Genomic DNA, 25,534 nt, shown 5'->3' on the forward strand with positions numbered 1-25,534 from the left:
TATTGCATGAAACTCGCAGCGCTGACCGACGGGACGGAAGAGGCGCAGGTGACGGGGTTCGCGATCGATCACCGCAAGGTCGCGCCGGGCACGGTGTTCGGCGCGTTCGAAGGCGCACGCGTCAACGGCGAGGATTTTATCGAGGACGCGATCCGCTCGGGCGCGATCGCGGTGGTCGCGCGGCCGGGGCTGACGGTCGAGGGCGCCACCTACATCGTCGACGACAACCCCCGCGAACGGTTCGCGCAGCTCGCGGCAAAGTTCTTCGCGCCTTTTCCCGAGACATCGGTGGCGATCACCGGGACGAACGGGAAAACGTCGTGCGTCGAGATGACCCGGCAGCTTTGGCGGATGGCGGGCTTTCATGCGGCGTCTATCGGGACTCTTGGTGTTACTACCGCCGATGAGCGCGTCACGACCGGGCTGACGACGCCGGACGTGGTGACGTTCCTGTCGAACGTGGCGGGGCTCGCGCGCGAAGGCGTGACGCACCTCGCGTTCGAGGCATCGAGCCACGGCCTGACGCAGTATCGGACCGAGGGGCTGAAGGTGGCCGCTGCGGCGTTTACGAACCTCAGTCGCGACCATCTCGACTATCACGGCGACATGGCGGCGTATTTCACCGCCAAGATCCGGCTATTCTCCGAAGTGCTGTCGACGGACGGCGCAGCGGTGGTCTGGGCCGACGATCCGCAATCGGCACGCGTGATCGATCTGGCGCGCGAGCGTGGCAATCGGTTGGTCACGGTCGGGACGCAGGGCGAGACTTTGCGGCTGGTCGGGCGGGATCCGACTTTGCTGGGGCAGGGGCTGACGATCGAGGCTGACGGGCAGACGTACAAGGTGACCCTTCCACTGATCGGCGCATACCAGGCCGCAAACGCGCTCGTGTCGGCCGGGCTGGTGATCGCCACCGGCGGCGATGTGGCCTCGACGATCGCCAACCTCGCGCGGCTACAGCCAGTCCGCGGCCGCCTCGAACGCGCGGTGATCGCGAAGTCGGGTGCGCCGGTGTACGTCGACTATGCCCACACACCCGACGCGCTCGAAGCCGCAATCGCTGCGCTGAAACCGCACGCTGGTGGCAAACTCATCGTGGTGTTCGGCGCGGGCGGCGATCGCGACACCGGCAAGCGCGAGACGATGGGGCAGGTTGCGGCACAACACGCCGACCGCGTTATCGTGACCGACGACAACCCCCGGACCGAAGACGCCCGCGAGATCCGCTGCGATGTCCTGAAGGGCGCGCGCGGGGCAGAGGAAATTGGCGACCGACGCGCGGCGATCGGCGCTGCGGTGCGCGAGGCTGGGCCGGAGGATATCGTGCTGATCGCTGGCAAGGGACACGAGCAGGGCCAGATCGTCGGCGACATGGTCCTGCCGTTCGACGACGTGACCGTCGCGCGCGAGTGCGCAGCGTGAGAGCGGCAACATCTTCATTCCCCTCCCGCTTGCGGGAGGGGCTAGGGGAGGGCGCGACGTACGTACTGGCGTCCGGCCTGTTTGATCAGCCCCTCCCCCGACCCCTCCCGCAAGCGGGAGGGGAGCAGTGAGCCTGTGGACTTCCGCCGAGATCGCGGCCGCCACCGGCGGCGTTGCATCAGGTGACTTCTCCGTAACCGGCGTCGCGTTCGACTCGCGCGAGGTCGGCCCCGGCGACTTGTTCGTGGCGATGAAGGGCGAGGCCAGCGATGGCCACCTCTTCCTCGATCAAGCCTTCGCACAAGGCGCGGCTGGGGCGATAGTGTCCGAACCCTGCGACCACCCGCACGTCCTCGTCCCCGACAGCTTCGTCGCGCTCCAGGCACTCGGCCGCGCCAGCCGCGCGCGCACCACCGCCAAGATCATCGGCGTCACCGGATCCGTCGGCAAGACCAGCGCCAAGGAAGCACTGTTCGCCTGCCTCGACCGCGCCGCCCCCGGCGAGGTGCACCGCTCGGTGAAAAGCTACAACAACCACACCGGCGTCCCGCTCAGCCTCGCCCGGATGCCGCGCGATGCGAAGTTCGGCGTTTTCGAGATGGGGATGAACCACGCCGGCGAACTCGCCGAGCTGACCCAGCTCGTCCGTCCGCACATCGCGACGATCACCGCGATCGCGCCGGCGCATACCGCGTTCTTTCCGGACGAGAGCGCGATCGCCGACGCGAAGGGTGAGATCTTCGCCGGGCTCGAACCGGACGGAACCGCGATCGTCCCCTATGACAGCCCCCACCGCGATCGGCTGCTTGGCCACGCCGCGCCGCATGCCGCGCATATCGTCACGTTCGGCAGCGAAAAGGGCGCCGATGTCCGCGCGATCGAGGCGATGCGGCTGCCGACCGGGGGGACGTTCGTCACTGCGCGGATGGGGCAGGGGGTCGAGCACGAGCTGAGCTTCACGATCGCGCAGCCCGGCGCGCACTGGGTGTCCAACGCGCTCGGCGTGCTGGCATGCGTGCAGGCGGCGAGGAGCGATCTCGGGCTGGCCGGACTCGCACTTGCCGAACTCGGTGGCCTGCAAGGCCGTGGCGCGCGGTCGCTGGTGACCGTCGGCGAAGGCCAGGCGCTGGTGATCGACGAAAGCTACAACGCCAACCCCGCCTCGATGCGCGCGACGCTCAGCGTCCTGAGCCACGAGCCGGGCCGGCACATCGTAGTGCTCGGCGAAATGCGGGAGCTGGGCGAGGGCTCCGACGACTATCACGCAGCCCTTTCCCAGCCCATTCTCGCCGCGCGCGTCGAAATGGCGCTGCTCGTCGGTGAAACGATGGCGCCGCTAGCACAGGCGCTTGAGGGACAGATCGAAACCGTCCATGTGGGCGACGCCGCGGCCGCACTCGCGTCGTTACGGACGATCCTGGCGCCCGGCGATGTCGTGCTCGTCAAGGGATCGAACGGGGTGGGCCTCGCCCGCGTAGTGGCTGGCCTCAAAGGCGGGATTGACTGAATGTTGTACTGGCTCGCCGAGCATCTGGGGTTCCCCGGCCTGCTGAACCTCATCCGCTATCAGACGGTGCGGACCGGTGGCGCCGTCGCGACCGCCTTGATCATCGGCCTGATCATCGGGCCGAAGTTCATCGGCTGGTTGCGCGTGCGGCAGGGCAAGGGCCAGCCGATCCGCGCCGACGGCCCGCAGTCGCATCTGTCGAAGCGCGGCACGCCGACGATGGGCGGGCTGATGATCCTGACCTCGATGTGCCTTGCCATCTTCCTGTGGATGGACCTGAGCAATCCGTATGTCTGGGCGTGCCTGTTCGTGACGCTCGGCTTCGGCACGATCGGATTCCTCGACGACTATGACAAGGTGCGGAAAGCCAGCACCGCGGGGATCAGCGGGCGCACGCGGCTGCTGCTCGAATTCATCATCGCCGGTGTCGCCGCGACGATCATCATGTCGCAGAACGGCCCGCATCTGTATTTGCCGTTCACCTCGCGCATGTACCTCGATCTCGGCTGGTTCTTCCCGGTGTTCGCGGCGTTCACGATCGTGTCGTTCGGCAATGCGGTGAACCTGACCGATGGCCTCGACGGGCTGGCGACGATGCCGGTGATCATCGCCAGCGTCGCGTTCATGGTGATCGTCTATCTCGTCGGTAACGCCAAGTTTGCCACCTACCTTGGCATCCCGCACGTGCACGGTGCCGGTGAACTGGCAATCTTTTGTGGTGCCGTGGTGGGCGCGGGGCTCGCTTTCCTGTGGTTCAATGCACCGCCGGCGGCCGTGTTCATGGGCGATACCGGGAGCCTCGCGCTCGGGGGTGCTCTGGGGACGATCGCGGTCGTCGCGCATCATGAGATCGTGCTGGGGATCATCGGCGGTCTGTTCGTGATCGAGGCACTCTCGGTGATCATCCAGGTGTTCTTCTACAAGCGCACCGGCAAGCGCGTGTTCCGGATGGCGCCGATCCACCATCATTTCGAGCAGCTCGGCTGGGCCGAGGCGACCGTCGTGATCCGCTTCTGGATCATCGCGCTGGTGCTGGCGTTGGTCGGCCTGTCGACGTTGAAGCTGCGGTGATTATCGCGAAGGCCTGGCGCGGGAAACGCTATGCGGTGCTGGGGCTGGCTCGGTCGGGGGCTGCGACCGTGCGGGCGCTCGCCGCTGGTGGCGCAAGCATAGTCGCCTGGGATGCCGACGAAGCGAAACGCGCCGTCTTCACTCCCTCTCCCCTCCGGGGAGAGGGTCGGGGTGAGGGGCAGCCCAGCAATGCTGCGCCTGAAACGGCCCCTCACCCAACCCTCTCCCCGGAGGGGAGAGGGCTCGTGGACGTTGCGCCGTTGGATGTTCTTTCAGGGTTCGATGCTCTGGTCGTATCGCCGGGAGTGCCGCTGAACACGCACCCGATTGCTGCCGCCGCGCGTACGGCTGGCGTTCCTGTCATCGGCGACATAGAACTCTTCGCGCAGGCCCGGCCGGACCTCCCCCCGCACAAGGTCGTCGGCATCACCGGCACCAACGGCAAGTCCACCACCACCGCACTCGTCCACCACATCCTCAAGACCGCCGGCATCCCCACGCTGATGGGCGGCAACATCGGCCTGCCGATCCTCGAACAGGAACCGCTTCCCGAAGGCGGCGTCTACGTGCTCGAACTGTCGAGCTACCAGATCGACCTGACGCAGACGCTCGATTGCGACGTCGCAGTTCTGCTCAACATCACGCCAGATCATCTCGACCGCTATGACGGGTTTGAGGGTTATGCCGCCTCTAAGGCCAGGCTGTTCGCGATGCAGTCGCCCGAACATCACGCGGTCATCGGCATCGGCGACGCGCCGTCCGCCGAGATAGCGCGCGGACTGTCGGCAAAAGCCGAGCACCTCACCAAAATCGCACCGGGTGTATGCATGGATCAGGGCAACTGGCCGACGCTTCAAGGCCCGCACAACGCCCAGAACGCGCTCGCTGCGATCGCCGTGGTCAAGGCGCTGGGCGTGAGCGAAGTCGACATCGACCGCGGCCTCACCAGCTTCACGGGCCTTCCCCACCGCATGGAACAGATCGCCTCGTACGCCGGCGTCGCCTATGTCGACGACAGCAAGGCGACCAATCCAGAGAGCACCGCGCCTGCGCTCGCCGCGTTCGACCGGGTCCACTGGATCGTGGGCGGGCGCGCGAAGGGCGACGACCTCGACGCCTGCAAGCCCGCCTTCGGCCACGTCGTCCACGCCTACACGATCGGCGAGGCTGGCCCGAAATTCGCCGAAATCCTGAACGGCTCCATGCTCGTCGATAACGTCGGCACGCTCGACGCCGCGGTCCGCACTGCCGCGGCAAACGCCAAGCCCGGCGACACTGTTTTGTTATCCCCAGCCTGTGCTAGCTTCGACCAGTTTCGCGATTACGAAGCACGCGGGGCCGCGTTCCGCGCTGCGGTGGAGTCGCTGGCATGACCGATATCCGCGCTGGGGCGATCGACATCAGGGGCGATATGGGCACACCGAAGACCAGCATCGTCGCCAAGATGAAGCGGCGCGGCGGGCGGGGCGATCAGTCGCCGCTCGGCACGTGGTTCTGGGACATCGACCGGATGCTGTTGCTGCTGACGCTGTTCCTGATCGCGATCGGGCTGATCGCGGTCGCGGCGGCATCGCCGGCGAGTGCGGTCCGCTATTCGGGCGAGCACCACAAGATCACGCCGCTATACTATTTCTGGCGGCAGTTGATGTGGGTCGGCGTGTCGCTGCCGGTGTTGTTCGGCGTGTCGATGATGCCGGTTTCCATGGCGCGGCGGATGGCCATCGGGGGCTGCGCGCTATTGGTGCTGATGCTGATGGTGACCCCGTTCATCGGGGTCGAGGCTAATGGCGCACGGCGCTGGCTTGGCGTCGGGTTTGCCCAATTCCAGCCGTCCGAGTTCCTCAAGCCCTTCTTTATCGTCACGGTCGCATGGCTGTTGTCGTTGCGCGCGAAGGATGCCGAGCTGCCGACCGTGCTGATTACCGGGGCGATGACCGCGGGCGTAGCCGTGCTGCTGATGCTGCAACCCGATTTCGGCCAGACGATCATCTTCTGCGTGGTGTGGATGGCGCTGCTGATGATCGCCGGGACGCCGGCCAAGGTACTGATCGGGCTGATCGCCATGGCGCCCGCCGGGCTGGTCGCGGCCTATGTGTTCTACGGCGTGGCGCGATCGCGGATCGATGCGTTCCTGTTTCCGGGCGTCGAGAGCGAGGGCGCGGGCGACCATTTTCAGACCAATGCCGCGCATAACACGCTGACGGCTGGTGGTTGGACCGGGACTGGACCCGGAGCCGGTGCGGCGAAGTTCGGGCTGCCCGAGGCGCATACCGATTACATCTTTTCGGTGATCGGCGAGGAGTTCGGGCTGATCGCATGTTCGGTGATCGCGGTGATCTTCCTCGCGATCGTGGTGCGCGTGTTCGTAAAGCTGCTGGATGAGCAGGATGAATTCAAGCTGCTGGCCTCCGCGGGCCTCGCGACCCAGTTCGGCGCGCAGGCGCTGGTCAGCATGGCGGTCAACACCGGCCTCGCGCCATCGAAGGGTATGACGCTGCCGTTCATCAGCTATGGCGGGTCCTCGATGATCGCGTTGTCGGTGGGCATGGGGTTGCTGCTGGCGTTTACCCGGCGCAATCCGTTTCTCACGCGGAGCCCTTATGTCGTCCGCTGGAGTGGTGAATGAGTAAGCATTATGTCCTCGCAGCCGGTGGGACCGGGGGACACATGGTCCCGGCAGCGGCGCTCGCCGCCGAACTGACCAAGCGCGGCCACCGCGTCGCGCTGGTCAGCGACGCGCGCGGCGTGCGGTTTCCGGGGCTGTTCGAGGATATCCAGACGCATGTCCTGCCGGCTGGACGCTTTACCGGCGGGCCGCTGGGTTGGGCGCGGGCCACGCGCGAGATGTGGCGCGGGCGTGCGATGGCGCGCGAGCTGTACCGGACCTTCAAGCCCGCTGCGGTGATCGGCTTTGGTGGCTATCCTGCGCTACCGGCGTTGCTGGCGGCGTTCGCGGACAAGATCCCGACTGCGGTGCACGAGCAGAACGCAGTGCTGGGGCGCGTGAACCGTTTCGTCGCGGGGCGCGTGGACGCGATCGCGACCTCGTCCGAGCCGACCGAGCGCCTCGCGCCGAAGCTGCTGGGCAAGGCGCATCTGGTCGGCAATCCGGTGCGCGAGGCGGTGCTGGCGCTGCGCCCGCGACCGTATCCGCTGCTGGAGGAAGACGGCATCTTCCGCGTACTCGTGACCGGCGGCAGCCAGGGGGCGAGCATCCTGTCGCAGGTCGTGCCCGATGGTCTGGCGATGCTCCCGGTGACGTTCCGGCGGCGGTTGCAGGTGACTCATCAGGCGCGGATCGAGGATATCGACGCGGTGCGTGCGAAGTACGCCGAGCATCATATCCCGGCCGAGCTGGCGACGTATCTGCCCGATATGCCCGAGCAACTGGCTTGGGCGCATCTGGTGATCGCACGCGCGGGCGCTTCGACGATTTCGGAGCTGACCGCGGCGGGGCGTCCTGCAATCCTGGTGCCGCTGCCGGGAGCGACCGACGATCATCAGACCGTGAACGCGCGCGAGATCACGCGGGCGGGCGGCGCGCGGACGATCGCGCAGGGAGACTTTACCGCAGTGGAACTGGCCAAGCAGATGCAGAAACTCGGGCTCGATCCGGCGGCGTTGCAGAATGCGGCGGGCCGTGCGCGCAGTTGCGGGCGGCCGAACGCGGCGAGCGATCTGGCCGATCTGGTCGAGAGCCTCGACGCGCCGTTGTCGCGCATTCCGGTCGGCGCGCCCTCGAAGCCCAAGGCGCAGTTCGCATGAAGGGTGTCGCAACGGATATCGGCACCATCCACTTCGTCGGCATCGGCGGGATCGGCATGTCGGGCATCGCCGAGGTGATGAAGAACCTCGGTTACCGCGTCCAGGGCTCGGACGTCGCCGAGGGCTATGTCGTGCAGGGGTTGCGCGACAAGGGCATTCCGGTGGCGATCGGTCACGCCGCGTCGAACATCGGCGATGCCGCGGTGGTGGTCGTGTCGACCGCGATCGTGCGCTCGAACCCCGAGGTCGAGGCGGCGCTGAATGCACGCGTGCCGGTGGTGCGGCGCGCGGAAATGCTGGCGGAACTGATGCGGCTGAAGTCGACCGTCGCGGTCGCCGGCACGCACGGCAAGACCACGACGACGTCGATGGTCGCGGCGTTGCTCGATGCGGGCGGGGTCGACCCGACGGTCATCAACGGCGGGATCATCAACTCCTACGGCTCGAATGCGCGACTGGGTGCGAGCGACTGGATGGTGGTCGAGGCGGATGAGAGCGACGGCAGCTTCCTGCGGCTCGACGGCACGATCGCGGTCGTCACCAACATCGATCCCGAGCATCTCGATCATTACGGCTCGTTCGACGCGGTGAAGGATGCGTTCGTCGAGTTCGTCGAGAACGTGCCGTTCTATGGTGCGGCGTTGCTGTGCCTCGATCACCCGGAAGTGCAGGGGATCCTGCCGCGAGTGCGTGACCGTAGGGTCGTGACGTACGGTTTCTCGGCGCAGGCGGACGTGCGCGGCGTTGAGGTTACGCCGATCCCGGGCGGCAACCGCTTCGACTGCGTCGTGCGCGAGCGTGATGGCGCGACGCGGACGATCGCGGGAATCGAGATGCCGATGCCGGGGCGGCACAACGTCCAGAATGCGCTGGCGGCGATCGGCGTGGCGCTGGAACTCGGGATCGCGGACGCGACGATCCAGCAGGGTTTCGCCAAGTTCGGCGGCGTGAAGCGGCGGTTCACCAACGTCGGCGAAGTCGACGGTGTGACGATCATCGACGACTACGGCCATCACCCGGTCGAGATCCGCGCCGTGCTGGCGGCGGCTCGCGAGGGCGTGAAGGGCCGCGTGATCGCGGTCGTGCAGCCGCATCGTTACTCGCGTCTGGGCAATCTGATGGAGGATTTCCAGACGGCGTTCAACGACGCGGATCGCGTGCTCGTGACGCCGGTCTACGCGGCCGGCGAGGCGCCGGTCGAGGGCGTCGATGCGGCGGCTTTGGTCGAGGGGCTGAAGCGGCGTGGGCACCGGTTTGCGGGTGTGGTCGCGGATGCGGACGCGCTCGCGGTGGAACTGGCGGCGACGATCGAGGCGGACGACATGGTCGTCTGCCTAGGGGCTGGCGATATCACCAAATGGGCGGCCGGGTTGGCGGATGCGATTGCGGCCGAGCGCGCGAAGGTGCTGGCGTGAGCGCTCGCGCTTCTGCTCCCCTTCCGCTTGCGGGAGGGGTCGGGGGAGGGGCTGCGGCCTCCTCCGGCGGCACGGGCGCGGCTATTTCAACCCCTCCCCTAACCCCTCCCGCAAGCGGGAAGGGAATCAAGGTCGAGGCAGGCGCTTCGCTGGCGGCCTTTATTTGGTTTCGGACTGGTGGGCCGGCGGAGTCGCTTATGCGACCCGATACGGCGAACGATCTGGCTGCGTTTTTGCGTGATCTCGACCCGTCGACTCCAGTTCTACCCGTTGGGGTAGGCTCGAACCTGATCGTGCGCGACGGTGGCGTGCCGGGGGTCGTGGTGCGTCTTCCCAAGGCGATGGCCAAGGTTTCGGTGCAGGACGGTCGCGTTCGTGCGGGTGCGGGGGCGATGGGGATTACCGTTGCCAGTGCCGCGCGGGATGCTGGGATTGCCGGGCTTGAGTTTCTGCGTGGGATTCCGGGTACTGTCGGCGGAGCTGTTCGGATGAACGCCGGCGCTTACGGCCGCGATGTCAGCGATATTCTGGTCGAGGCTACCGTGGTCACGCGCGACGGTTCGGTCGAGACCTGGACCGCCGAGAAGCTCGGTTTCACCTATCGCCATTCGGACCTGCCCGCGGGAGCAGTCGTCGTCGAGGCGGTGTTCTCCGGCACGCCCGGCGAACCAGCGGTGATCGGTGCGGAGATGGATCGGATCGCCGCCGAGCGCGAGGCGTCTCAGCCTCTCCGTTCGCGCACCGGGGGCTCGACCTTCAAGAATCCCGAGGGGCACAAGGCGTGGGCGTTGATCGACGCGGCCGGGTGTCGGGGGCTGACTCGCGGCGACGCGCAGGTCAGCGAGAAGCATTGCAATTTCCTGCTGAACCTCGGGTCCGCGTCGAGCGCGGAGATCGAGGCGCTGGGTGAAGAGGTACGCGACAAGGTGAAGGCGCATTCGGGGGTGACGTTGGAGTGGGAAATCCAGCGGGTCGGCATCGCTGCTCCCTCTCCCCTGCGGGGAGGGGGGCAGCCAAGCGGTGCTGCGCCCGCGCTTTCTGCCAGCGATGCGGGCGGTGATGGCGGGCGCCCACCCCTCGGTCCCCTCCCGCATGCGGGAGGGGAGGCATGACGGTGGCTCTTCACATCGCGGTCCTCATGGGCGGCTGGTCGGCGGAGCGTGAGGTTTCGCTGATGTCGGGCAATGGCTGTGCGGATGCGCTGGAGTCACTCGGGCACCGGGTTACGCGGATCGATATGGGGCGGGACGTTGCCGCCAAGCTCGCCGAGGCGAAGCCTGATCTCGTGTTCAATGCGCTGCATGGGACGCCGGGGGAAGATGGTTCGGTGCAGGGGCTGCTCGACCTGATGGGCCTCCGCTACACCCATTCGGGGCTCGCCACGTCGGTGATCGCGATCGACAAGGTGCTGACCAAGCTGCTGCTCGTCCCCGCGGGCGTACCGATGCCAGGCGGGCGGATCGTCAAGTCCGCGGACCTGTTCGAGAGCGACCCGATGGCGCGGCCGTATGTGCTGAAGCCGGTCAACGAAGGCTCCTCGGTGGGCGTCGCGATTGTCACTGACAGCGGAAACTACGGCAATCCGATCGCGCGCGACAGCGTTGGTCCCTGGGGCGAGTTCGAGGAACTGCTCGCCGAACCCTACATCCGCGGACGCGAGCTGACGACCGCGGTGCTCGGCGGCAAGGCACTCGGCGTGACCGAGTTGAAGCCCAAGAGCGGCTGGTACGATTACGACGCGAAATACACCGACGGGATGACCGTCCACATCTGCCCGGCCGAAATCCCCGACGAGATCACCGACGCCTGCAAGAGTCTCGCACTCGAAGCGCACCGGTTGCTCGGCTGCAAGGGCGCATCGCGGTCCGATTTCCGCTGGGATGACGAACGCGGCGTCGACGGGCTGTTCCTGCTCGAGGTGAACACCCAGCCGGGGATGACGCCGCTCAGCCTCGTGCCCGAACAGGCGCGGCATATCGGCATGAGCTATGCCGAACTGGTGCAGGCGATCGTCGACGAGGCGCTGGCGGATCATCCGCTTGCGCAAAGCGGGGCGCCATGAGCCGCACGATCAAGCGCGGCCCGCCGCCCAAGCGGCCCGCCCCGCGCCGGAAGGTCGCGGTCAAGAAGGTGTCGGTGATGGACCGGCTGGTCGGGATGCTCCCGGTCAGCGAGGACACGCTCCGGAAGATCGCGACTTGGTCGATCCTGGGCGCGGGCGGGGCTGTGGCGATCGCGGCGGCGACGTGGGTCGGCATCCCCGGCATGATCGGCGCGGCGGTGGCCGAGGGTGCAGGGCGCGCGGGCTTCAAGGTCGAGCAGATCGAGGTCACCGGCCTCAAGCGGATGGACCGGATGTCGGTCTATGCGGTCGCGCTGGAGGACAAGCAGAACCAGACGTCGATGCTGTCGGTCGACCTGGAGGCGGTGCGACAGAAGCTGCTGCGCTACGGCTGGATCGCGGACGCGCATGTCTCACGTCGGCTGCCCAACACGATGCTGGTCGATATCGTCGAGCGGACCCCCGCGGCGGTGTGGCAGGACAATGGCCAGCTGACGCTGATCGATTCGTCGGGCGTTCTGCTGGAACCAGTCCAGCCGGATGCGATCCCGAACCTGCCGCTGGTGATCGGGCCGGGTGCGGATCGGCAGGAGGCGTCGTACCAGACGCTGCTCGCGGCCGCGCCGGCGCTGAAGCCGCGCGTGAAGGCGGCGACCTGGGTCGGCAATCGGCGCTGGGACTTGACGTTCGAGAGCGGCGAAACCTTGGCGCTGCCCGAAGACGGTGCGCCGCGCGCGCTGGTGAAGTTCGCCGAACTCGATGGTGCAAGGCCGCTGCTGGGGCGCGGCTGGATCCGGTTCGACATGCGCGATCCGACCAAGCTGGTCGCGCGCAAACCGGGCGCGAGCCTGGCGCACAGCGTCGACGTACCGGCGCCAGCGAGCGTGCCGGCAACGGGCACTACAGAGACGACGACCCCGTCGCAAACGGCGGGCGCGAACGTAACGGGCGGGGAGGGATGACATGGCGAAGGTGGCACCGGAAGGGCTGATCACGGCGCTCGATATCGGGTCGTCGAAGGTTTCGGCGATGATCGCGCAGAAGGGGGACGGCGGCGAGCTGATCGTGCTCGGCACCGGCCAGCGCGAAAGCCGCGGCGTCAAGCGCGGCTATATCGCCGACATGGCGACGACCGAGGCGGCGGTGCGCGAGGCGGTCGAGCAGGCCGAGCGGATAGCCGGGATCAACATCGAGAACGTCTGGGTCGGGTTCTCGGCCGGTGGACTCGTGTCCGATGTCGCGGAGGTCGAGTTCGAACTGGGTGGCCACCGCGTCGAACAGCAGGATATCGATGCTCTGCTCGCCGCTGGGCGCAACTCGATCGATCCGCAGGGCCGCATGGTGCTGCACGCGCAACCCGCGCTCTACACGCTCGACGGGCTGACGGGGGTGAAGACGCCTCTCGGGCTTCATGCGGACCGGCTCGGCGTGCACATCCATGTCGTCGCCGCAGACGGTTCACCCGTGCGCAACCTCGATCTCTGCGTGCGGTCGGCGCATCTGGAGGTGAAGTCGATCATCGCCTCGCCGGTCGCGACCGGGCTCGCCTGTCTCAGCGACGAGGAGCGCGAGCTTGGCGTCGCGCTGGTCGAGATGGGCGCGGGGATCACCAACGTGTCGCTGTTCGCCGGCGGCATGCTGGTCGGGCTGACATCGATCCCGATCGGCGCGCAGGACATTACGGATGATATCGCCAGCGCGTTCGGTACGCGGCGGCAGAATGCCGAGCGGATGAAGTGCTTCCACGGGTCGGCCAACGCCAGCCCCCGCGACAATCACGACATGATCCCGGTCATGCCGATCTCCGCCGAGGACGGCGCGGGCGAGGGGGCGCAGATCACCAAGGCGCAGCTGATCGGCGTGATCCGCCAGCGGCTCGAACACCAGATGGGCGAAGTGCGCAATGCACTTACCAAGCTGAAGTTCGAGGGGCCGGTCGGGCGTCAGGTCGTCCTGACCGGCGGCGGGGCCGAGCTGAAGGGCATCGCCGACTATGCGCAACAGGCGCTCGGGCGGTCGGTGCGGATCGGTCGACCGCGCGGCCTGACCGCGCTGCCGGAAGCGCATGGCGGACCGGCGTTCGCGACGCTAGCGGGGTTGGCCTTCTACGCGGCGACCAACCCGATCGATCTTCGCGGGCTCGCGCCGCAGCGGACGACGGTGCATCGGCCAAAGGGTATGGGCATGGTGCGCAAGTTGATTCAGGCGGCGCGCGCGAATTATTAAGAGTTTCGAGGGCGCTGGCGTTATTTCGGCTGGAACAGGCCGTGACGTTGGTGCACACAGATTAATCAGGGGCCCGGCCGTAGCGTATCTACCGGGTTGTGCGGAGAACGGCGATGAGCATCGAATTCCTTAGTCCCGAAGTGGACGATCTGGCCCCCCGCATCGCGGTGATCGGCGTCGGCGGCGCGGGCGGCAACGCGATCGCCAACATGATGCGGGCCGACGTCCAGGGCGTCGACTTCCTCGTGGCGAACACCGACGCGCAGGCGTTGAAGCAGTCGACCGCACCGCAGCGGATCCAGCTCGGCACCAAAATCACGCAGGGTCTCGGCGCCGGCTCGCGTCCCGAGATCGGTCGCGCAGCCGCCGAAGAGACGATCGACCAGCTCGCCAAGATGCTCGAAGGCGCGCACATGTGCTTCATCACCGCCGGCATGGGCGGCGGCACGGGCACGGGCGCAGCGCCGGTCATCGCCAAGGCCGCGCGCGACATGGGTATCCTGACCGTCGGCGTCGTGACCAAGCCGTTCGCGTTCGAGGGCAACCGTCGCGCCAAGTCGGCCGAGGGCGGCATCGACGAGCTGCAGAAGTATGTCGACACGCTCATCGTCATTCCGAACCAGAATCTGTTCCTCATCGCCAACGCGAACACGACCTTCAAGGAAGCGTTCACGATGGCGGACGAGGTGCTCCAGCAGGGCGTCCGCAGCATCACCGACCTGATGGTGATGCCGGGCCTCATCAACCTTGATTTCGCCGACGTCCGCTCGGTGATGCAGGAGATGGGCAAGGCGATGATGGGCACCGGCGAGGCCAGCGGCGACAACCGCGCGCTTGAGGCCGCCCAGAAGGCGATCTCGAACCCGCTGCTCGAAGGCGTCAGCATGCGCGGCGCGAAGGGCGTCATCATCTCGATCACCGGCGGCGATGACATGCGCCTGCTCGAAGTCGACGAAGCCGCGAACCACATCCGCGACCTGGTCGATCCCGATGCGAACATCATCTGGGGCTCGGCGTTCAACCAGGAGCTCGAGGGCAAGATCCGCGTCTCGGTCGTCGCGACCGGGATCGACGCCGATGCGCGTCCGCCCGAGCCCGCGCCCGAGCCGACGCGCTCGTTCAGCTTTGGTGCGCGCAAGACGGATGAGACAACGTCGTTCCGCCCGAGCGAGCCTGCTGGGGCGACGCCGCCGCAGACTGTTGGTCAGCCCGAAGAAGAGCCACTGGACCTGACCGCGTCGTCGGAAGTCGAGTCTTCGGCGTCGGACGAGGAACTGGTGCTGGGGTCCGAGACGATCATGCCGCAGGCCGCGCCGGTCGTTCCCGCGGCGCAGCCTGCACCGCGGACCTATGCCGACGAACCCTATGGTCGCGGACCGATCGCGCGTCCGGCCGCTGCTGCGCCTGCTCGTGCGGCGTCCGCGCCGGTGCCGACGCCAGCAGCCGATGAGGGCGGCGCGCGTCGTCGCTGGCTTGCTCCAGGTGCGGAAGCGGCTCCCGAGGCGGTTCCGCCCGCGCCCCGCGTGAAGCTGGGTGGTACGTTGTTCGAGCGCATGTCGAACGCGGCCCGCGGCGCAGCGAAGGAAGACGGCGACGCGGCCCCTCAGGACCCGCTCGACATTCCGCGTTTCCTGCACCGCCAGAATAACCAGTAAGTCCAGGATCCTCGTTCCTGTCGGGCTTCTGCCAGACTCCCGTCGTCACCTTTCGCACGGCCGGGTGGCTGTACGCCTTCCTTCATCCCTAAACGGACGAAGGAAGGCGCCGATGGCAGGACGAAGTGCTTCGAGGTTGTCATCGATCGTACGTCGATCGGTTGCGTTGCCGGCTCCGGCAAGGCCTTTGCAGGTCGCCAATCCTTCGTTCGTCGCCGCCTTTGCCCCGTTCGCCGCGTGCCACACCGGTGGGCGTTGCCGGTTCGGTCGAGGTGGCGTTTAGACACATGGTCCTCATGACTCGTTCGTCCCATCATCTCCTGACTGCTGCGCTGGCGCTCGTGCTGGCGACTGCGCCGAACGCCGTCCTCGCGCAGGCGGTCGTTCAGGCGATACCGGGAACGACCGACGCCGATCGGCTCGGCGACGAGATGCGCAAGCTCGCAAGCAATCCCCGCGACGTCGATGCGCTGATCCGCGCAGGTGATCTGTCGATGGGGCTGGGCGATCTCAGCGGTGCCGCCGCCCTGTTCGCACGCGCGGAGAAAGTGAACCCGCGCGACGGTCGGGTGAAGGCCGGCATGGCGTCGATCCTGGTTCGCTCCGAACGGCCGGGCGAGGCGCTTCGCTATTATGCGCAGGCTGAAAGCCTTGGGCTCGATCCGCGCAATTTCGCGGCCGATCGCGGGCTGGCGTATGATTTGGTCGGCCAGCAGGATCGGGCACAGCGGGATTACCGCGTGGCGCTGCGCGATGCGACCGACGACGAGACGCTGCGGCGGTACGCACTGTCGCTCGGCATATCCGGCAAGCAAGACCTCGCGATCCAGCAACTTGGGCCGCTCCTGATGAAAAGCGACCGTGGCGCGTGGCGTGCGCGTGCGTTCATTCTCGCGATGAATGGCGACGTGCCAGGTGCCGAAAAGATCGCGACGACGATGATGCCGCGCGGCACCGCGCAGGGCCTGCAACCGTTCTTCCAGCGTTTGCCCAGCCTGCCCGCGAGCGATCGCGCCTTCGCGGTGCATTTCGGTGAAGTCCATGCGACGCCGGCGCGGATCGCCGACGCACGAATGGCGCCGCCGCTCGGTGCGCTGGGTGCCGACCCGACCGCGCCGGTGATGCTGGCGGCCGTAACGCAGCAACCGGTGGCCACGACGACGTCGGCGAAAAAGGGCAAGCGCGATCGCCGGTCGAAGCCCGATCAGGTCGAGATGGCGGCCGTGACCCGCGCGTCGTCGACCGTCGGTACGGCAGCGACCGCCGCTCGCACTGTTACTGGCGTTCCCGCTGCGCCCCCGTACGTCGCACCGGTGCAATTGGCCGCAGCGCCGATGCAGATGGTGCAGGCGGTGCCGCCCCGGACCGTCCAGGCGGTGCCTGCCGCGCAGCCCAGCTATCGTGCGCCTGCCGCCGTAGTCCAAACCCTGCCGCGTCCGACGCTGGCCGCGGAATCGAACACCGTAGTCGCCTCTACCGTATCGTCGCGCGTGGCGCCTGCGATCTCTGGCGCATCCATAAACCGTCCACAGCCGACGGCGACCGGTACGCTACCGGCTAGTGTTGCGTCGCAGATGGCGGCGATACCCGTCGGGCAGGCTGGGACCGATCCGACCCGGGCCGCGAACGCACTGTCCGCTTCGGTGGCCGCAGCGCCGTCGGTGGTCACGCAGGCGGTTCCGGTGCAGCAGGTGTCGGCGCAGCCGTCCCCCGTCCAGGCGCAGTCTGTTCCGCAAGCATATGCCGCCATGACTTCCTCCCCGGGTACGGTCGTTTCACCAGCGACACAGGTCGACGTTGCCGCTGCGATTCCGCCGCGCGCGGTTGCTGCGAGCGAAGACTCGATCCTCGCCCGGATCGTTGCAGGGCTTTCGATTCCGGCGTCGGAACTCGATGTCGCGCCGATGCATCCTGCGCCGGTCGTGACGCAGGCCGCGGCTCCGGTTTCGGACGATGCCGAGCGCGTTCTGGCCGAGGCAAAGGCCAAGACCGAGCGTGATGACGCGGCGAAGAAGATCGCCGCGGAACAGCTTGCTGCCGACAAGAAGGCCGCGGTCGACAAGAAGGCGGCTGCGCGCAAGGCGATCGCCGACAAGAAGGCGTTGGCCGAGAAAAAGGCGGCGGCCGCCGAGAAGCTGGCTGCCGACAAGGCTGCGGCCGAGGAAAAGCGGATCGCGCGCGCCAATCCCGAGCGGATCTGGGTTCAGGTGTCGACCGGCGCGACCGAGGGTGATCTTCCCAAGGCGTGGAAGAAGGCGAAGGCCAAGGCGCCGACCGTGTTCGGTAGCCGCGGTGGCTGGACTGCGCCGTGGAAGGCGACCAATCGCGTGCTCGCGGGGCCGTTCAAGACTGACGCCGAGGCACGCACCTTCGTCAACCAACTCGCCAAGGAAGGCGTTTCCACGTTCAGCTTTACCAGCGATCCGGGGCAGATCATCACGAAGCTTCCCGCGAAATGAGTTACCGCGCGCCATGGGCTTCTGACCCGGCGCGCAGCAAAGGACGGCTTCACGAGGAACAGAACGGGTCCGTCCGCGGGCCGCGCGATGCATTTCAGCGTGATCGTGACCGGATCATCCACTCGATCAGCTTCCGTCGCCTGCGGCACAAGACGCAGGTGTTCATGGCGCCCGATGGCGATCATTTCCGCGTACGCCTGACGCACAGCCTTGAGGTCGCGCAGATCGGCCGGACGATCGCGCGCACGCTGGCGCTGAACGAGGACCTGACCGAGGCCTTGTGCCTCGCACACGACATCGGCCACCCTCCGTTCGGTCATGCCGGCGAGGACGCGCTGAAGGCGGCCCTGATGCCTTCGGTCGAAGATGGGGGGCATGGCGGTTTCGATCACAACGGCCATACCCTGCGCACGCTGATGACGATCGAGCGGCCGTATCCGCTGTGGAACGGGCTGAACCTGACATGGGAGACGCTCGAAGGGCTCGCCAAACATAATGGCCCGGTGCGGCATCCCGGTTGGGCGTTGGCGGCGGCGGATGCGGAGTTTCCACTCGCGCTGACCAGCTTTTCGAGTCTGGAGGCGCAGGTCGCGGCGATCGCCGATGACATCGCCTACGACAATCATGACATCGATGACGGCCTGCGCGCCGGACTGCTGACGCTCGACCAGATGCTGGCGGTGCCGCTGGTGGCGCGCGGGTGGGACGACGTACGGCGACGCTTCCCCGATGTCGCGGCGAAGCGACTGGTCGGCGAACTCGTCCGCGCGCAGATCGGGACGATGGTCAATGACCTAATAACCGAGACGCGCGCCCGGATCTCCGCAAGCGGCGTCACCACCGTCGAGGACGTCCGCGCGGCGGGGCAATGTTTAGTCGGTTTTTCGCCCGAAATGCGCGATGCGGAGCGCGACCTGAAGCGTTTCATGTACGCCAATCTATACCATCATCCGCGCCAGCTCGCGGCGGCGGACGCTGCACACGGCATCGTCGCCGGGCTGTTCGCGGTGTACCGCGACGATCCGATGGCCATGCCTGCAGAGTGGCATGAGCGACTGCCGATGGCCGAGCCCGATCGCAGCCGGCACATTGCCGACTTCATCGCGGGAATGACCGATCGGTATGCCGTCTCTCGTTATCGCGAGTTGGTCGGGCCGATCGATTTGCCCGACGGGTTCTAGGCGGGGCGCATTCGTGTCCGCACTTGTCGCGCGAAGTCGAGATCGGGTCGCGCGGGGGCCGTCCTTCGACGTCGCTCAGGACCAACGGCGTATCTAGCCTATCAGGTTGCAGCCCCTCCGGCGTTAGCCGCTGGAACGCAAAGCGGCGGCCGGACGCAAGTCCGACCGCCGCAGATGCTGCCACTCTGGCGGGAGAGGTTTAGCGCGCGACGGCTGCGATGCCGCCGGCTGCGCCAGTAGCTTCGGCAGTCTTGAACGCGACGGGCACCCCACCCGAAACACCCGACACGCGTCCACCGCGTACGACGAGATGAAACGGCTGGCCCGACGGATAGCGATGGCCGTCGATAACCTGGCGATTACCAGTCTGGGTCGACGTATAGATGTAGGTGCTGCCTTCGTGGACGAAGCTCTGCTTGGATTCGGCGGCCATCCCGATCGTCGACGTGAGGGCTGCTGCTGCTGCTGCGATGATCTTGAAGGTATTGCGCATGATCGTGTCTCCCGCGTTGTGCGTTGAGCCGGATCAGGTCCTGCCCCAACTCTCGGGATCACGAATTATTGCACTGCAGCATAAACGGCAAATGCAAAGCACTTCTTCGCGATTGCATCGGATGCAACGGCGAACCGAGATGGAATCGCGGTGAGCTTGGCAGCGCGACACACTTCTACGACAGATTGCGCGCAGTATCGGGATCGAAGGAGACGATCCGTGCTCGCTGCCAGCATCGCGCTTAACCGCTTCGGCCTCGGTGCGAAACCGGGCGACGGCGGTATCGGAGATCCAGGACACTGGCTGCTGGCGCAGATGGAACGGTTTGACATGCGCCCGGCCGCGATTGCCGGCGCCGCGTCGGGCGCGAGTGTCGCGGCAGGCCTTGCCAAATACTACGCCCGGCAGAAGGCGATCGGCGTCGAGTTCGGTCCGCGCAAGCCCAACCTCGCATTGTCCGCGGCAATGGTCGCTACCGGGGGGGCAGCCGAACCGGGGATGTCGGCTCCGACGGCCGCGATGTCGGCTCACCCGGGAAGCATGTCGGGCGAAGATCCGGGCGAAGCCGCGCGGCGCGAGTCTCGCAAAGCTGCGGGGAAGCAAAGCTATGACGATTATGGTGGAGCGGTTGCCGCGCGAACGATCTCAGCGATCACCACCGACACTCCGTTCGTCGAACGGCTCGTGCATTTCTGGGCCAACCATTTCGCGGTTTCCGCCGAAAAGCTGGAGGTAACCGGGCTCGCCGGGCCGATGGAATTCGAGGCGATCCGCGCGCACGTCCTCGGGACTTTCGCTGGCATGCTGAATGCGGTCGAGCGGCATCCGGCCATGCTGCTGTATCTCGATCAGGCCGTGTCGATCGGCCCGGCCAGCGTATTCGGCATGCGTGGTGGCGCCAAGACCAGGCGACGCACCGGGCTGAACGAAAACCTGGCACGTGAGATCATGGAGTTGCACACGCTTGGCGTACGGAGCGGCTACACGCAGGCCGATGTCACCGAGTTCGCGCGGGCCATGACCGGATGGACCGTCGCCGGGATCGGCCGCGGGCCGGGCGCGCCCGCGCAGGACGATACCGCGCCCGGTGCGTTCCTGTTCTTCGCCGACGTGCACGAACCGGGCGACCGGGTGATCATGGGAAAGACCTATCCCGCCGGCGGCGAGGCGCAGGCACAGGCGGTGCTGGCCGACCTTGCCGTTCATCCGGCCACCGCGACGCATATCGCGACCAAGCTCGCTCGGCATTTCGCGGGCGACACCCCACCGCCGGCGATGGTCGCGCGGTTGAAGGCTGCGTTCCTCACGTCGGGAGGAGACCTGCCGACTGTCTACCGCGCGTTGATCGCGTCGCCCGAGGCGTGGGTGACGCAGCCCGTGAAGTTCAAATCGCCGTGGGAATGGTATGTCTCGACATTGCGGGCTCTTGGAACGACGACGGTCACGCCGGGCGCGCCGGTCGGCCTGATGAACCAGCTTGGCCAGCCGGTGTGGAAACCGGGACAGCCGATCGGTTATGATGATATCGCTGCGGCGTGGGCGGGACCCGACGCGATCCTGCGACGGGTCGAAGCGGCGGAGCGGTTCGCGTCGCGCGCTGGGCTGATCGACGCGCGCGCGTTGGCGCCGACCCTGTTCCCGGCCTCTGTCAGCTCCCTCACCACGCAGGGCCTGGCGCGCGCGGAAAGTCCTGCCCAGGCACTGGCGTTGCTGCTCGTCGCGCCTGAATCGATGCGGAGATAGCCATGCTCGACCGTCGTTCCTTCCTTTCGGCCGGTACGCTCGGCGTACTGGCGTCGGCCTGCGCACCGCGCATCGCTTTTGCGCGGGCGGCGACGAGCAAGCGGTTCGTGTTCATCATCCAGCGCGGTGCGGCGGACGGGTTGGGGATGATCGGCGCGGTCGGCGATCCAGCCTTTGCCGACGTGCGCGGGGCGCTCGCGGCAGACTTCGCGACCGGCACCAAGCTCGACAGCATGTTCGCGCTGCATCCGGCGATGGTTGCCAGCGCAAGCCTGTACGCGCAGGGCCAGGCGTTGTTCGCGCACGCGATCGCGTCGCCCTACCGCGATCGATCGCATTTCGATGGACAGAACGTGCTCGAAACCGGCGGGGCGAACGCCTATCAGGTGCGCGATGGGTGGCTGAACCGGCTGCTCGGCGTGCTGCCGGCGGACGAAGCGCGCGCGATCGCGGTGGCGGCGACCGTACCGATGGCGCTGCGCGGCGCGCGCGAGGTGGCGTCCTACGCACCGTCGAACCTGCCCGACGTGTCGGACGATCTGCTGCAACGGGTCACGATGCTGTACCAGGGCGATCAGCAACTTCACGCGCTGTGGAGCGAGGCCATGACGACGCGGCAGCTGACCAGCGATCTCGCGCAAGATGGTGGCCGCAATGCCGCCGCGACCGGGACACTCGCCGCGCGGCTGCTGAAACCCGACAACGGCGCGCGGATCGCGATGATCGAGACGGGCGGATGGGATACGCATACTGGCCAGGGCGGGCGGCTCGGTGCGCAATTGAAGGGACTGGATGCGATGATCGCGGCGTTGCAGGCCGGGCTTGGGCCGCTATGGGCGGACACGATGGTGCTGGTGGCAACAGAGTTCGGGCGGACGGTCGCGGTGAACGGCACGGGCGGCACCGATCACGGGACCGGGACCGCGGCGATGCTGTTCGGCGGCGGCGTGAAAGGCGGGCAGGTCGTGTCGGACTGGCCCGGCCTGGCACCCGCGGCTCTGTATGAGGCGCGCGATCTCAAGCCGACGATGCAGTTGGACGCGTTCATCGGCGGCGCAGTGTCTTCGCATTTCGGCGTCGATCCGGTGCGGGCAATGGCGGCATTGTTCCCGGCGAGTGCAAAGACCGCGGCGACCGAGGGTTTGGTGCGAGTGTAAAGCCAAGGCCGGCCGTTACACGCTCCCGCACCCGATAGTCATTCCTGCTGGTCCTCCGTCGTTCCTGCCAAGACAGCAGAGCCTATTCGCGAGCGACATCGATCCTTCTTGCGTCTAGCGGGCAGGCCCATGCGCCACGTCGGAATGAAGGACAGGCACGCGGCGGGATAAAAAATTGAGCAGCACCCGGCTTTGGTCTAGAGCGCCTGCTTCCTTACGATACCGGAATTGCCATGACGCTCTACGCCCGTTTCGCCGCGCATATCGATGCGGCGCTCGACACCCTGACCGCAGCGGGAACGCTGCCGGCGGGTCTCGATCGCAAGAACGTCACGGTCGAGCCACCGCGCGACACGAGCCACGGCGATCTCGCGACCAACGCGGCGATGGTGCTCGCCAAGCCCGCCAAGACCAATCCGCGCGTGCTGGCCGATGCGCTGGTCGCCGAGCTGTCCAAGCTCGAAGACGTCGCTTCGGCGAGCGTCGCTGGCCCCGGATTCATCAACATGAAGCTGACCGACGACGCCTGGCGCGCCGAACTGGCGGCGATTCCCGAGGCGGGCGCCGACTACGGCCGCTCGACGCAAGGGGCGGGGATCACCGTCAATATCGAATATGTCTCCGCCAACCCGACCGGACCGATGCACATGGGCCATTGCCGTGGCGCAGTCGTCGGCGATGCGCTTGCCAGCCTGCTCGAATTCGCTGGGCACAAGGTGATCCGCGAATATTACGTCAACGACGCCGGTGGCCAGGTCGACGTGCTCGCGCGCTCGGTCCATCTCCGTTACCGCGAGGCTCTCGGCGAGACCGTCGAAATCCCCGAGGGCCTGTATCCCGGCGACTATCTCGTGCCCGTCGGCCAGTCGCTTGCGACCGAGTTCGGCGACCGCTACGTTGATGCGCCCGAGAGTGAATGGCTGGTCATCTTCCGCACCCAGGCAGTCGCCGCGATGATGGTGATGATCCGCGCCGATCTCGCGCTGCTCGGGATCGAGCACGAGGTGTTCTCGTCGGAGGCCGAGCTGCAGGCGGCAAGGAAGCCGGAAGCGGCCGAGGCGGAACTGCGGTCGCGCGACCTCGTCTATGACGGTGTGCTCGAAGCCCCCAAGGGCGAGACGCCCGACGATTGGGAGCCGGTCGAGCTGCCGCTGTTCCGCTCGTCGCAGTTCGGCGACGATCAGGATCGCCCGATCAAGAAGTCGAACGGGTCCTGGACCTATTTCGGCGCCGATCTCGCCTATCATTTCCAGAAGAGTCAGAGCGCCGACCAGCTCATCGACATCTGGGGCGCGGATCATGGCGGTACGGTCAAGCGGATCGTCGCGGCGGTCCAGGCGCTCACCGGCGGCAAGACCCGCTTCGACGTGAAGCTCGTCCAGATGGTCCGGCTGTTGCGCAACGGCGAGCCGGTGAAGATGTCGAAGCGTTCCGGCAATTTCGTCACGCTGGCGGACGTCGTGCGCGAGGTCGGCAAGGACGTCGTGCGCTTCACGATGCTGACGCGGCGGTCCGATGCGCAGATGGATTTCGACTTCGCGAAGGTGGTCGAGGCGTCGAAAGACAATCCGGTTTTCTACGTTCAATACGCGCATGCCCGCATCGCGTCGCTGCATCGGCGCGCGGAAGAGGCGGGAATTACGCCTATTTCCGCCGACCTGTCCCGGCTTGATACGGACGAACTCGCGCTGGTGCAGCTGGCGGCCCAGTTTCCGCGGCTCGTGGAGATCGCCTCAACGGCCCGCGAGCCGCATAGAATTGCGTTTTATCTCTATGACTTGGCTGCTGCGTTCCATGCGCTATGGAATGTCGGCAACGACCGTCCCGATCGCCGCTTCCTCGTGATCGAGGATCCGCAGGCGACCGCGGCACGACTTTTCTTGGCGTCTGCAATAGGGCAGATTATTCATAATGGGCTCGCCATCATGGGTGTCGAAGCGGTTTCGGAGATGAAGTGATGGCCGACGACATGGATCTGCGCGAGGAAGACCGGCTCCCCTGGCTCGAGACGGTTGAGTTGGACGAGCAGGAAACGGTTGGCATCGGCCGCGTCATCGCACTGGTCGTGCTTGGTCTGGCGGTGCTCGCCGCGATCATCTTCGGCGTCTACAAGTTGCAGCAGCGTGGTCCCACTGGCGACGGCCAACTCATTGCCGCGCAGGAAGGCGACTATAAGGTCAAGCCGGACGAGCCGGGTGGCCTGAAGGTCAAGGGCGAGGGCGACGCTGCCATCGCAACCAGCGCCGGCAAATCAGGGAATGGCGCGATCGACCTTCGCGGCGTGCCCGAGGTCCCGGTTGCCGGCAAGCGGGCCGTCAACCAGACCAAGGACGAGGCAGCCGGCCGTAATGCCGTGGCGCAGGTCCCGGCGTCCGGTGGCCGCCTGGTTGCGACCGCCCCGATGGCAGCGTCGCGATCGGGCGTAGCGAGCAACGCAAATGGCGGATCGCTGGTGCAACTCGGTGCCTATCCCAGCGAAGCGTCGGCGAATGCAGCCTGGGCGAACTTCTCGAAGCGGTTCGCGTATGTTGCCGCGCTCGGCAAGGCTGTCCAGCCGGTCGCATCAGGTGGACGCACGTTGTATCGGCTTCGGGTCAATGCCGGGAGCGCTAATCAGGCGGCGGACATCTGCGGGCGGCTGCGGGTCGCTGGAGAAACCTGCTTCGTCGCCAGCTAGCTTCAGCCTGGCCGGCAAATCGACCGGACCAGGGTGAAATTGTCCTGCAACGACAGGCGTGACCCAAACATGTGAGCGTAGCATGCTTCAGCGAGCTATCGCTGGTCCGCCGCACCGCAAATGACGAACCCCGGCAGGGGGTGTGCATTATCCCGCGTCGGCCCACAAGGCTATGACAGGCGTCAGGCTTGCCTGACGTCCGAGTTATAGCGTCCGACGATGCTTCCCACCGTACTTGCGGCCGATATAGTCGCCGATATGCGCGACCTCAGTGGCGGCGGCACGGGCGCCGTTCATGTGGCAGGGAAGCGGATCGCTGGCATGATCGGCCACGCGCGCCTGCACCTTGTCGCACAGCTCTTCGATGTCTGCGCGCGACAGAATGTTCTTTTCGCGCAACAGGCATATGAGGCTTTGTAAAATAACGAGGTTCTTGTCCTCGGGATCACTTTGGAGTTCCGGGTACGTTGCCACGTCGTTTCTCCTTGCTGCCTGCATCAAAAGAGTATGCCTAATCCTGCGGCGTGCAAGCGCAAACGTTTGCCAACAAAACCTATCCGCCTGGCGATAAATGCGTAACGACACGCATCAGGGTCAGGTGGCATTCCGAGCCCGCCCCGATCGGGAATGCGGTTTCGGGTATCCTCGTTCGCAATCGCAGCTTTAGCATGCCCGCCAGATGTCAATGCAAGTCGTCGGAG

The 25,534-nt window shown here is 66.7% G+C and carries 20 protein-coding genes; 18 read left to right on the forward strand and 2 right to left on the reverse strand.

The window, feature by feature from the left end:
* The first annotated feature begins 6 nt into the window (after nucleotides 1-6).
* The 14 genes from SJY41_RS01430 (at nucleotide 7) to SJY41_RS01495 (ending at nucleotide 18,763) form a co-directional block, all read left to right on the forward strand.
* Nucleotides 7-1,422, forward strand: coding sequence for a UDP-N-acetylmuramoyl-L-alanyl-D-glutamate--2,6-diaminopimelate ligase (locus tag SJY41_RS01430; RefSeq protein ID WP_380778432.1), 1,416 nt, complete (start codon nucleotides 7-9; stop codon nucleotides 1,420-1,422).
* Between the two features lie 127 nt (nucleotides 1,423-1,549).
* The gene (gene murF / locus SJY41_RS01435) at nucleotides 1,550-2,929 is read left to right on the forward strand and encodes a UDP-N-acetylmuramoyl-tripeptide--D-alanyl-D-alanine ligase (RefSeq protein ID WP_380778433.1); all 1,380 of its coding nucleotides are present in this window, start codon (nucleotides 1,550-1,552) and stop codon (nucleotides 2,927-2,929) included.
* Nucleotides 2,930-4,000, forward strand: coding sequence for a phospho-N-acetylmuramoyl-pentapeptide-transferase (mraY, locus tag SJY41_RS01440; protein ID WP_380778435.1), 1,071 nt, complete (start codon nucleotides 2,930-2,932; stop codon nucleotides 3,998-4,000).
* Nucleotides 3,997-5,373 carry a UDP-N-acetylmuramoyl-L-alanine--D-glutamate ligase gene (murD, locus tag SJY41_RS01445; RefSeq protein WP_380778436.1) on the forward strand — a complete coding sequence of 459 codons (1,377 nt, stop codon included), beginning with the start codon at nucleotides 3,997-3,999 and terminating at the stop codon, nucleotides 5,371-5,373. Before mraY ends, murD begins: the two co-directional genes overlap by 4 nt.
* Nucleotides 5,374-5,444: 71 nt before the next feature.
* Nucleotides 5,445-6,626 (forward strand): FtsW/RodA/SpoVE family cell cycle protein, encoded by a 1,182-nt coding sequence (locus SJY41_RS01450; RefSeq protein ID WP_380784030.1) that lies wholly within the window; start codon nucleotides 5,445-5,447, stop codon nucleotides 6,624-6,626.
* Entirely contained in the window at nucleotides 6,623-7,765 is a 1,143-nt protein-coding gene (gene murG / locus SJY41_RS01455) for an undecaprenyldiphospho-muramoylpentapeptide beta-N-acetylglucosaminyltransferase (protein WP_380778438.1), read from the forward strand. The genes SJY41_RS01450 and murG overlap by 4 nt, the downstream gene beginning before the upstream one ends.
* Entirely contained in the window at nucleotides 7,762-9,180 is a 1,419-nt protein-coding gene (gene murC, locus SJY41_RS01460; RefSeq protein ID WP_380778440.1) for a UDP-N-acetylmuramate--L-alanine ligase, read from the forward strand. The genes murG and murC overlap by 4 nt, the downstream gene beginning before the upstream one ends.
* 83 nt (nucleotides 9,181-9,263) lie before the next feature.
* Nucleotides 9,264-10,292, forward strand: coding sequence for a UDP-N-acetylmuramate dehydrogenase (gene murB / locus SJY41_RS01465; RefSeq protein WP_380784031.1), 1,029 nt, complete (start codon nucleotides 9,264-9,266; stop codon nucleotides 10,290-10,292).
* Entirely contained in the window at nucleotides 10,289-11,242 is a 954-nt protein-coding gene (locus SJY41_RS01470) for a D-alanine--D-alanine ligase (RefSeq protein WP_380778442.1), read from the forward strand. The genes murB and SJY41_RS01470 overlap by 4 nt, the downstream gene beginning before the upstream one ends.
* A complete protein-coding gene (locus tag SJY41_RS01475; RefSeq protein WP_380778444.1) occupies nucleotides 11,239-12,204 on the forward strand; it encodes a cell division protein FtsQ/DivIB in 966 nt (321 codons plus the stop codon). The genes SJY41_RS01470 and SJY41_RS01475 overlap by 4 nt, the downstream gene beginning before the upstream one ends.
* A gap of 1 nt (nucleotide 12,205) precedes the next feature.
* Nucleotides 12,206-13,468: a cell division protein FtsA gene (gene ftsA / locus SJY41_RS01480; RefSeq protein WP_307083686.1), complete on the forward strand. Its 1,263-nt coding sequence runs from the start codon at nucleotides 12,206-12,208 to the stop codon at nucleotides 13,466-13,468.
* Nucleotides 13,469-13,581: 113 nt separating this feature from the next.
* The gene (ftsZ, locus tag SJY41_RS01485) at nucleotides 13,582-15,123 is read left to right on the forward strand and encodes a cell division protein FtsZ (RefSeq protein WP_380778446.1); all 1,542 of its coding nucleotides are present in this window, start codon (nucleotides 13,582-13,584) and stop codon (nucleotides 15,121-15,123) included.
* A 296-nt stretch (nucleotides 15,124-15,419) separates the two neighbouring features.
* Entirely contained in the window at nucleotides 15,420-17,582 is a 2,163-nt protein-coding gene (locus SJY41_RS01490) for an SPOR domain-containing protein (protein ID WP_380778448.1), read from the forward strand.
* Nucleotides 17,579-18,763, forward strand: a complete 1,185-nt coding sequence (locus tag SJY41_RS01495; protein ID WP_380778450.1) for a deoxyguanosinetriphosphate triphosphohydrolase — start codon at nucleotides 17,579-17,581, stop codon at nucleotides 18,761-18,763. Before SJY41_RS01490 ends, SJY41_RS01495 begins: the two co-directional genes overlap by 4 nt.
* 199 nt (nucleotides 18,764-18,962) lie before the next feature.
* On the opposite strand, the gene SJY41_RS01500 is transcribed toward SJY41_RS01495, so the two are convergent.
* Nucleotides 18,963-19,256, reverse strand: a complete 294-nt coding sequence (locus tag SJY41_RS01500) for a hypothetical protein (RefSeq protein WP_380778451.1) — start codon at nucleotides 19,254-19,256, stop codon at nucleotides 18,963-18,965.
* A gap of 219 nt (nucleotides 19,257-19,475) precedes the next feature.
* On the opposite strand from SJY41_RS01500, the gene SJY41_RS01505 reads away from it, so the two are divergent.
* The 4 genes from SJY41_RS01505 (at nucleotide 19,476) to SJY41_RS01520 (ending at nucleotide 24,833) form a co-directional block, all read left to right on the forward strand.
* Nucleotides 19,476-20,999: a DUF1800 family protein gene (locus tag SJY41_RS01505; RefSeq protein ID WP_380778453.1), complete on the forward strand. Its 1,524-nt coding sequence runs from the start codon at nucleotides 19,476-19,478 to the stop codon at nucleotides 20,997-20,999.
* A gap of 2 nt (nucleotides 21,000-21,001) precedes the next feature.
* A complete protein-coding gene (locus tag SJY41_RS01510; RefSeq protein ID WP_380778455.1) occupies nucleotides 21,002-22,156 on the forward strand; it encodes a DUF1501 domain-containing protein in 1,155 nt (384 codons plus the stop codon).
* Between the two features lie 233 nt (nucleotides 22,157-22,389).
* On the forward strand, nucleotides 22,390-24,114 hold the full coding sequence (gene argS / locus SJY41_RS01515; RefSeq protein WP_380778456.1) for an arginine--tRNA ligase: 1,725 nt from the start codon (nucleotides 22,390-22,392) through the stop codon (nucleotides 24,112-24,114).
* Entirely contained in the window at nucleotides 24,114-24,833 is a 720-nt protein-coding gene (locus SJY41_RS01520) for an SPOR domain-containing protein (RefSeq protein ID WP_380778458.1), read from the forward strand. Before argS ends, SJY41_RS01520 begins: the two co-directional genes overlap by 1 nt.
* A gap of 204 nt (nucleotides 24,834-25,037) precedes the next feature.
* Here the strand turns inward: SJY41_RS01520 and SJY41_RS01525 are convergent, their stop codons facing one another.
* Nucleotides 25,038-25,307, reverse strand: a complete 270-nt coding sequence (locus SJY41_RS01525) for a hypothetical protein (protein WP_380778460.1) — start codon at nucleotides 25,305-25,307, stop codon at nucleotides 25,038-25,040.
* Nucleotides 25,308-25,534: the final 227 nt, after the last annotated feature.

This window comes from Sphingomonas sp. R86520 (assembly GCF_042466285.1).
Taxonomy (GTDB): domain Bacteria; phylum Pseudomonadota; class Alphaproteobacteria; order Sphingomonadales; family Sphingomonadaceae; genus Sphingomonas.

What these genes read in the sequence shown, in the direction of transcription:
- argS (WP_380778456.1), top strand. Translation starts at nt 22,390, where the DNA reads ATGACGCTCTACGCCCGTTTCGCCGCGCATATCGATGCGGCGCTCGAC.
- ftsA (WP_307083686.1), top strand. Translation starts at nt 12,206, where the DNA reads ATGGCGAAGGTGGCACCGGAAGGGCTGATCACGGCGCTCGATATCGGG.
- murG (WP_380778438.1), top strand. Translation starts at nt 6,623, where the DNA reads ATGAGTAAGCATTATGTCCTCGCAGCCGGTGGGACCGGGGGACACATG.
- SJY41_RS01510 (WP_380778455.1), top strand. Translation starts at nt 21,002, where the DNA reads ATGCTCGACCGTCGTTCCTTCCTTTCGGCCGGTACGCTCGGCGTACTG.
- SJY41_RS01520 (WP_380778458.1), top strand. Translation starts at nt 24,114, where the DNA reads ATGGCCGACGACATGGATCTGCGCGAGGAAGACCGGCTCCCCTGGCTC.
- SJY41_RS01495 (WP_380778450.1), top strand. Translation starts at nt 17,579, where the DNA reads ATGAGTTACCGCGCGCCATGGGCTTCTGACCCGGCGCGCAGCAAAGGA.
- SJY41_RS01430 (WP_380778432.1), top strand. Translation starts at nt 7, where the DNA reads ATGAAACTCGCAGCGCTGACCGACGGGACGGAAGAGGCGCAGGTGACG.
- SJY41_RS01470 (WP_380778442.1), top strand. Translation starts at nt 10,289, where the DNA reads ATGACGGTGGCTCTTCACATCGCGGTCCTCATGGGCGGCTGGTCGGCG.
- SJY41_RS01500 (WP_380778451.1), bottom strand. Translation starts at nt 19,256, where the DNA reads ATGCGCAATACCTTCAAGATCATCGCAGCAGCAGCAGCAGCCCTCACG.
- mraY (WP_380778435.1), top strand. Translation starts at nt 2,930, where the DNA reads ATGTTGTACTGGCTCGCCGAGCATCTGGGGTTCCCCGGCCTGCTGAAC.
- SJY41_RS01475 (WP_380778444.1), top strand. Translation starts at nt 11,239, where the DNA reads ATGAGCCGCACGATCAAGCGCGGCCCGCCGCCCAAGCGGCCCGCCCCG.
- SJY41_RS01450 (WP_380784030.1), top strand. Translation starts at nt 5,445, where the DNA reads ATGAAGCGGCGCGGCGGGCGGGGCGATCAGTCGCCGCTCGGCACGTGG.
- SJY41_RS01490 (WP_380778448.1), top strand. Translation starts at nt 15,420, where the DNA reads ATGACTCGTTCGTCCCATCATCTCCTGACTGCTGCGCTGGCGCTCGTG.
- ftsZ (WP_380778446.1), top strand. Translation starts at nt 13,582, where the DNA reads ATGAGCATCGAATTCCTTAGTCCCGAAGTGGACGATCTGGCCCCCCGC.
- murC (WP_380778440.1), top strand. Translation starts at nt 7,762, where the DNA reads ATGAAGGGTGTCGCAACGGATATCGGCACCATCCACTTCGTCGGCATC.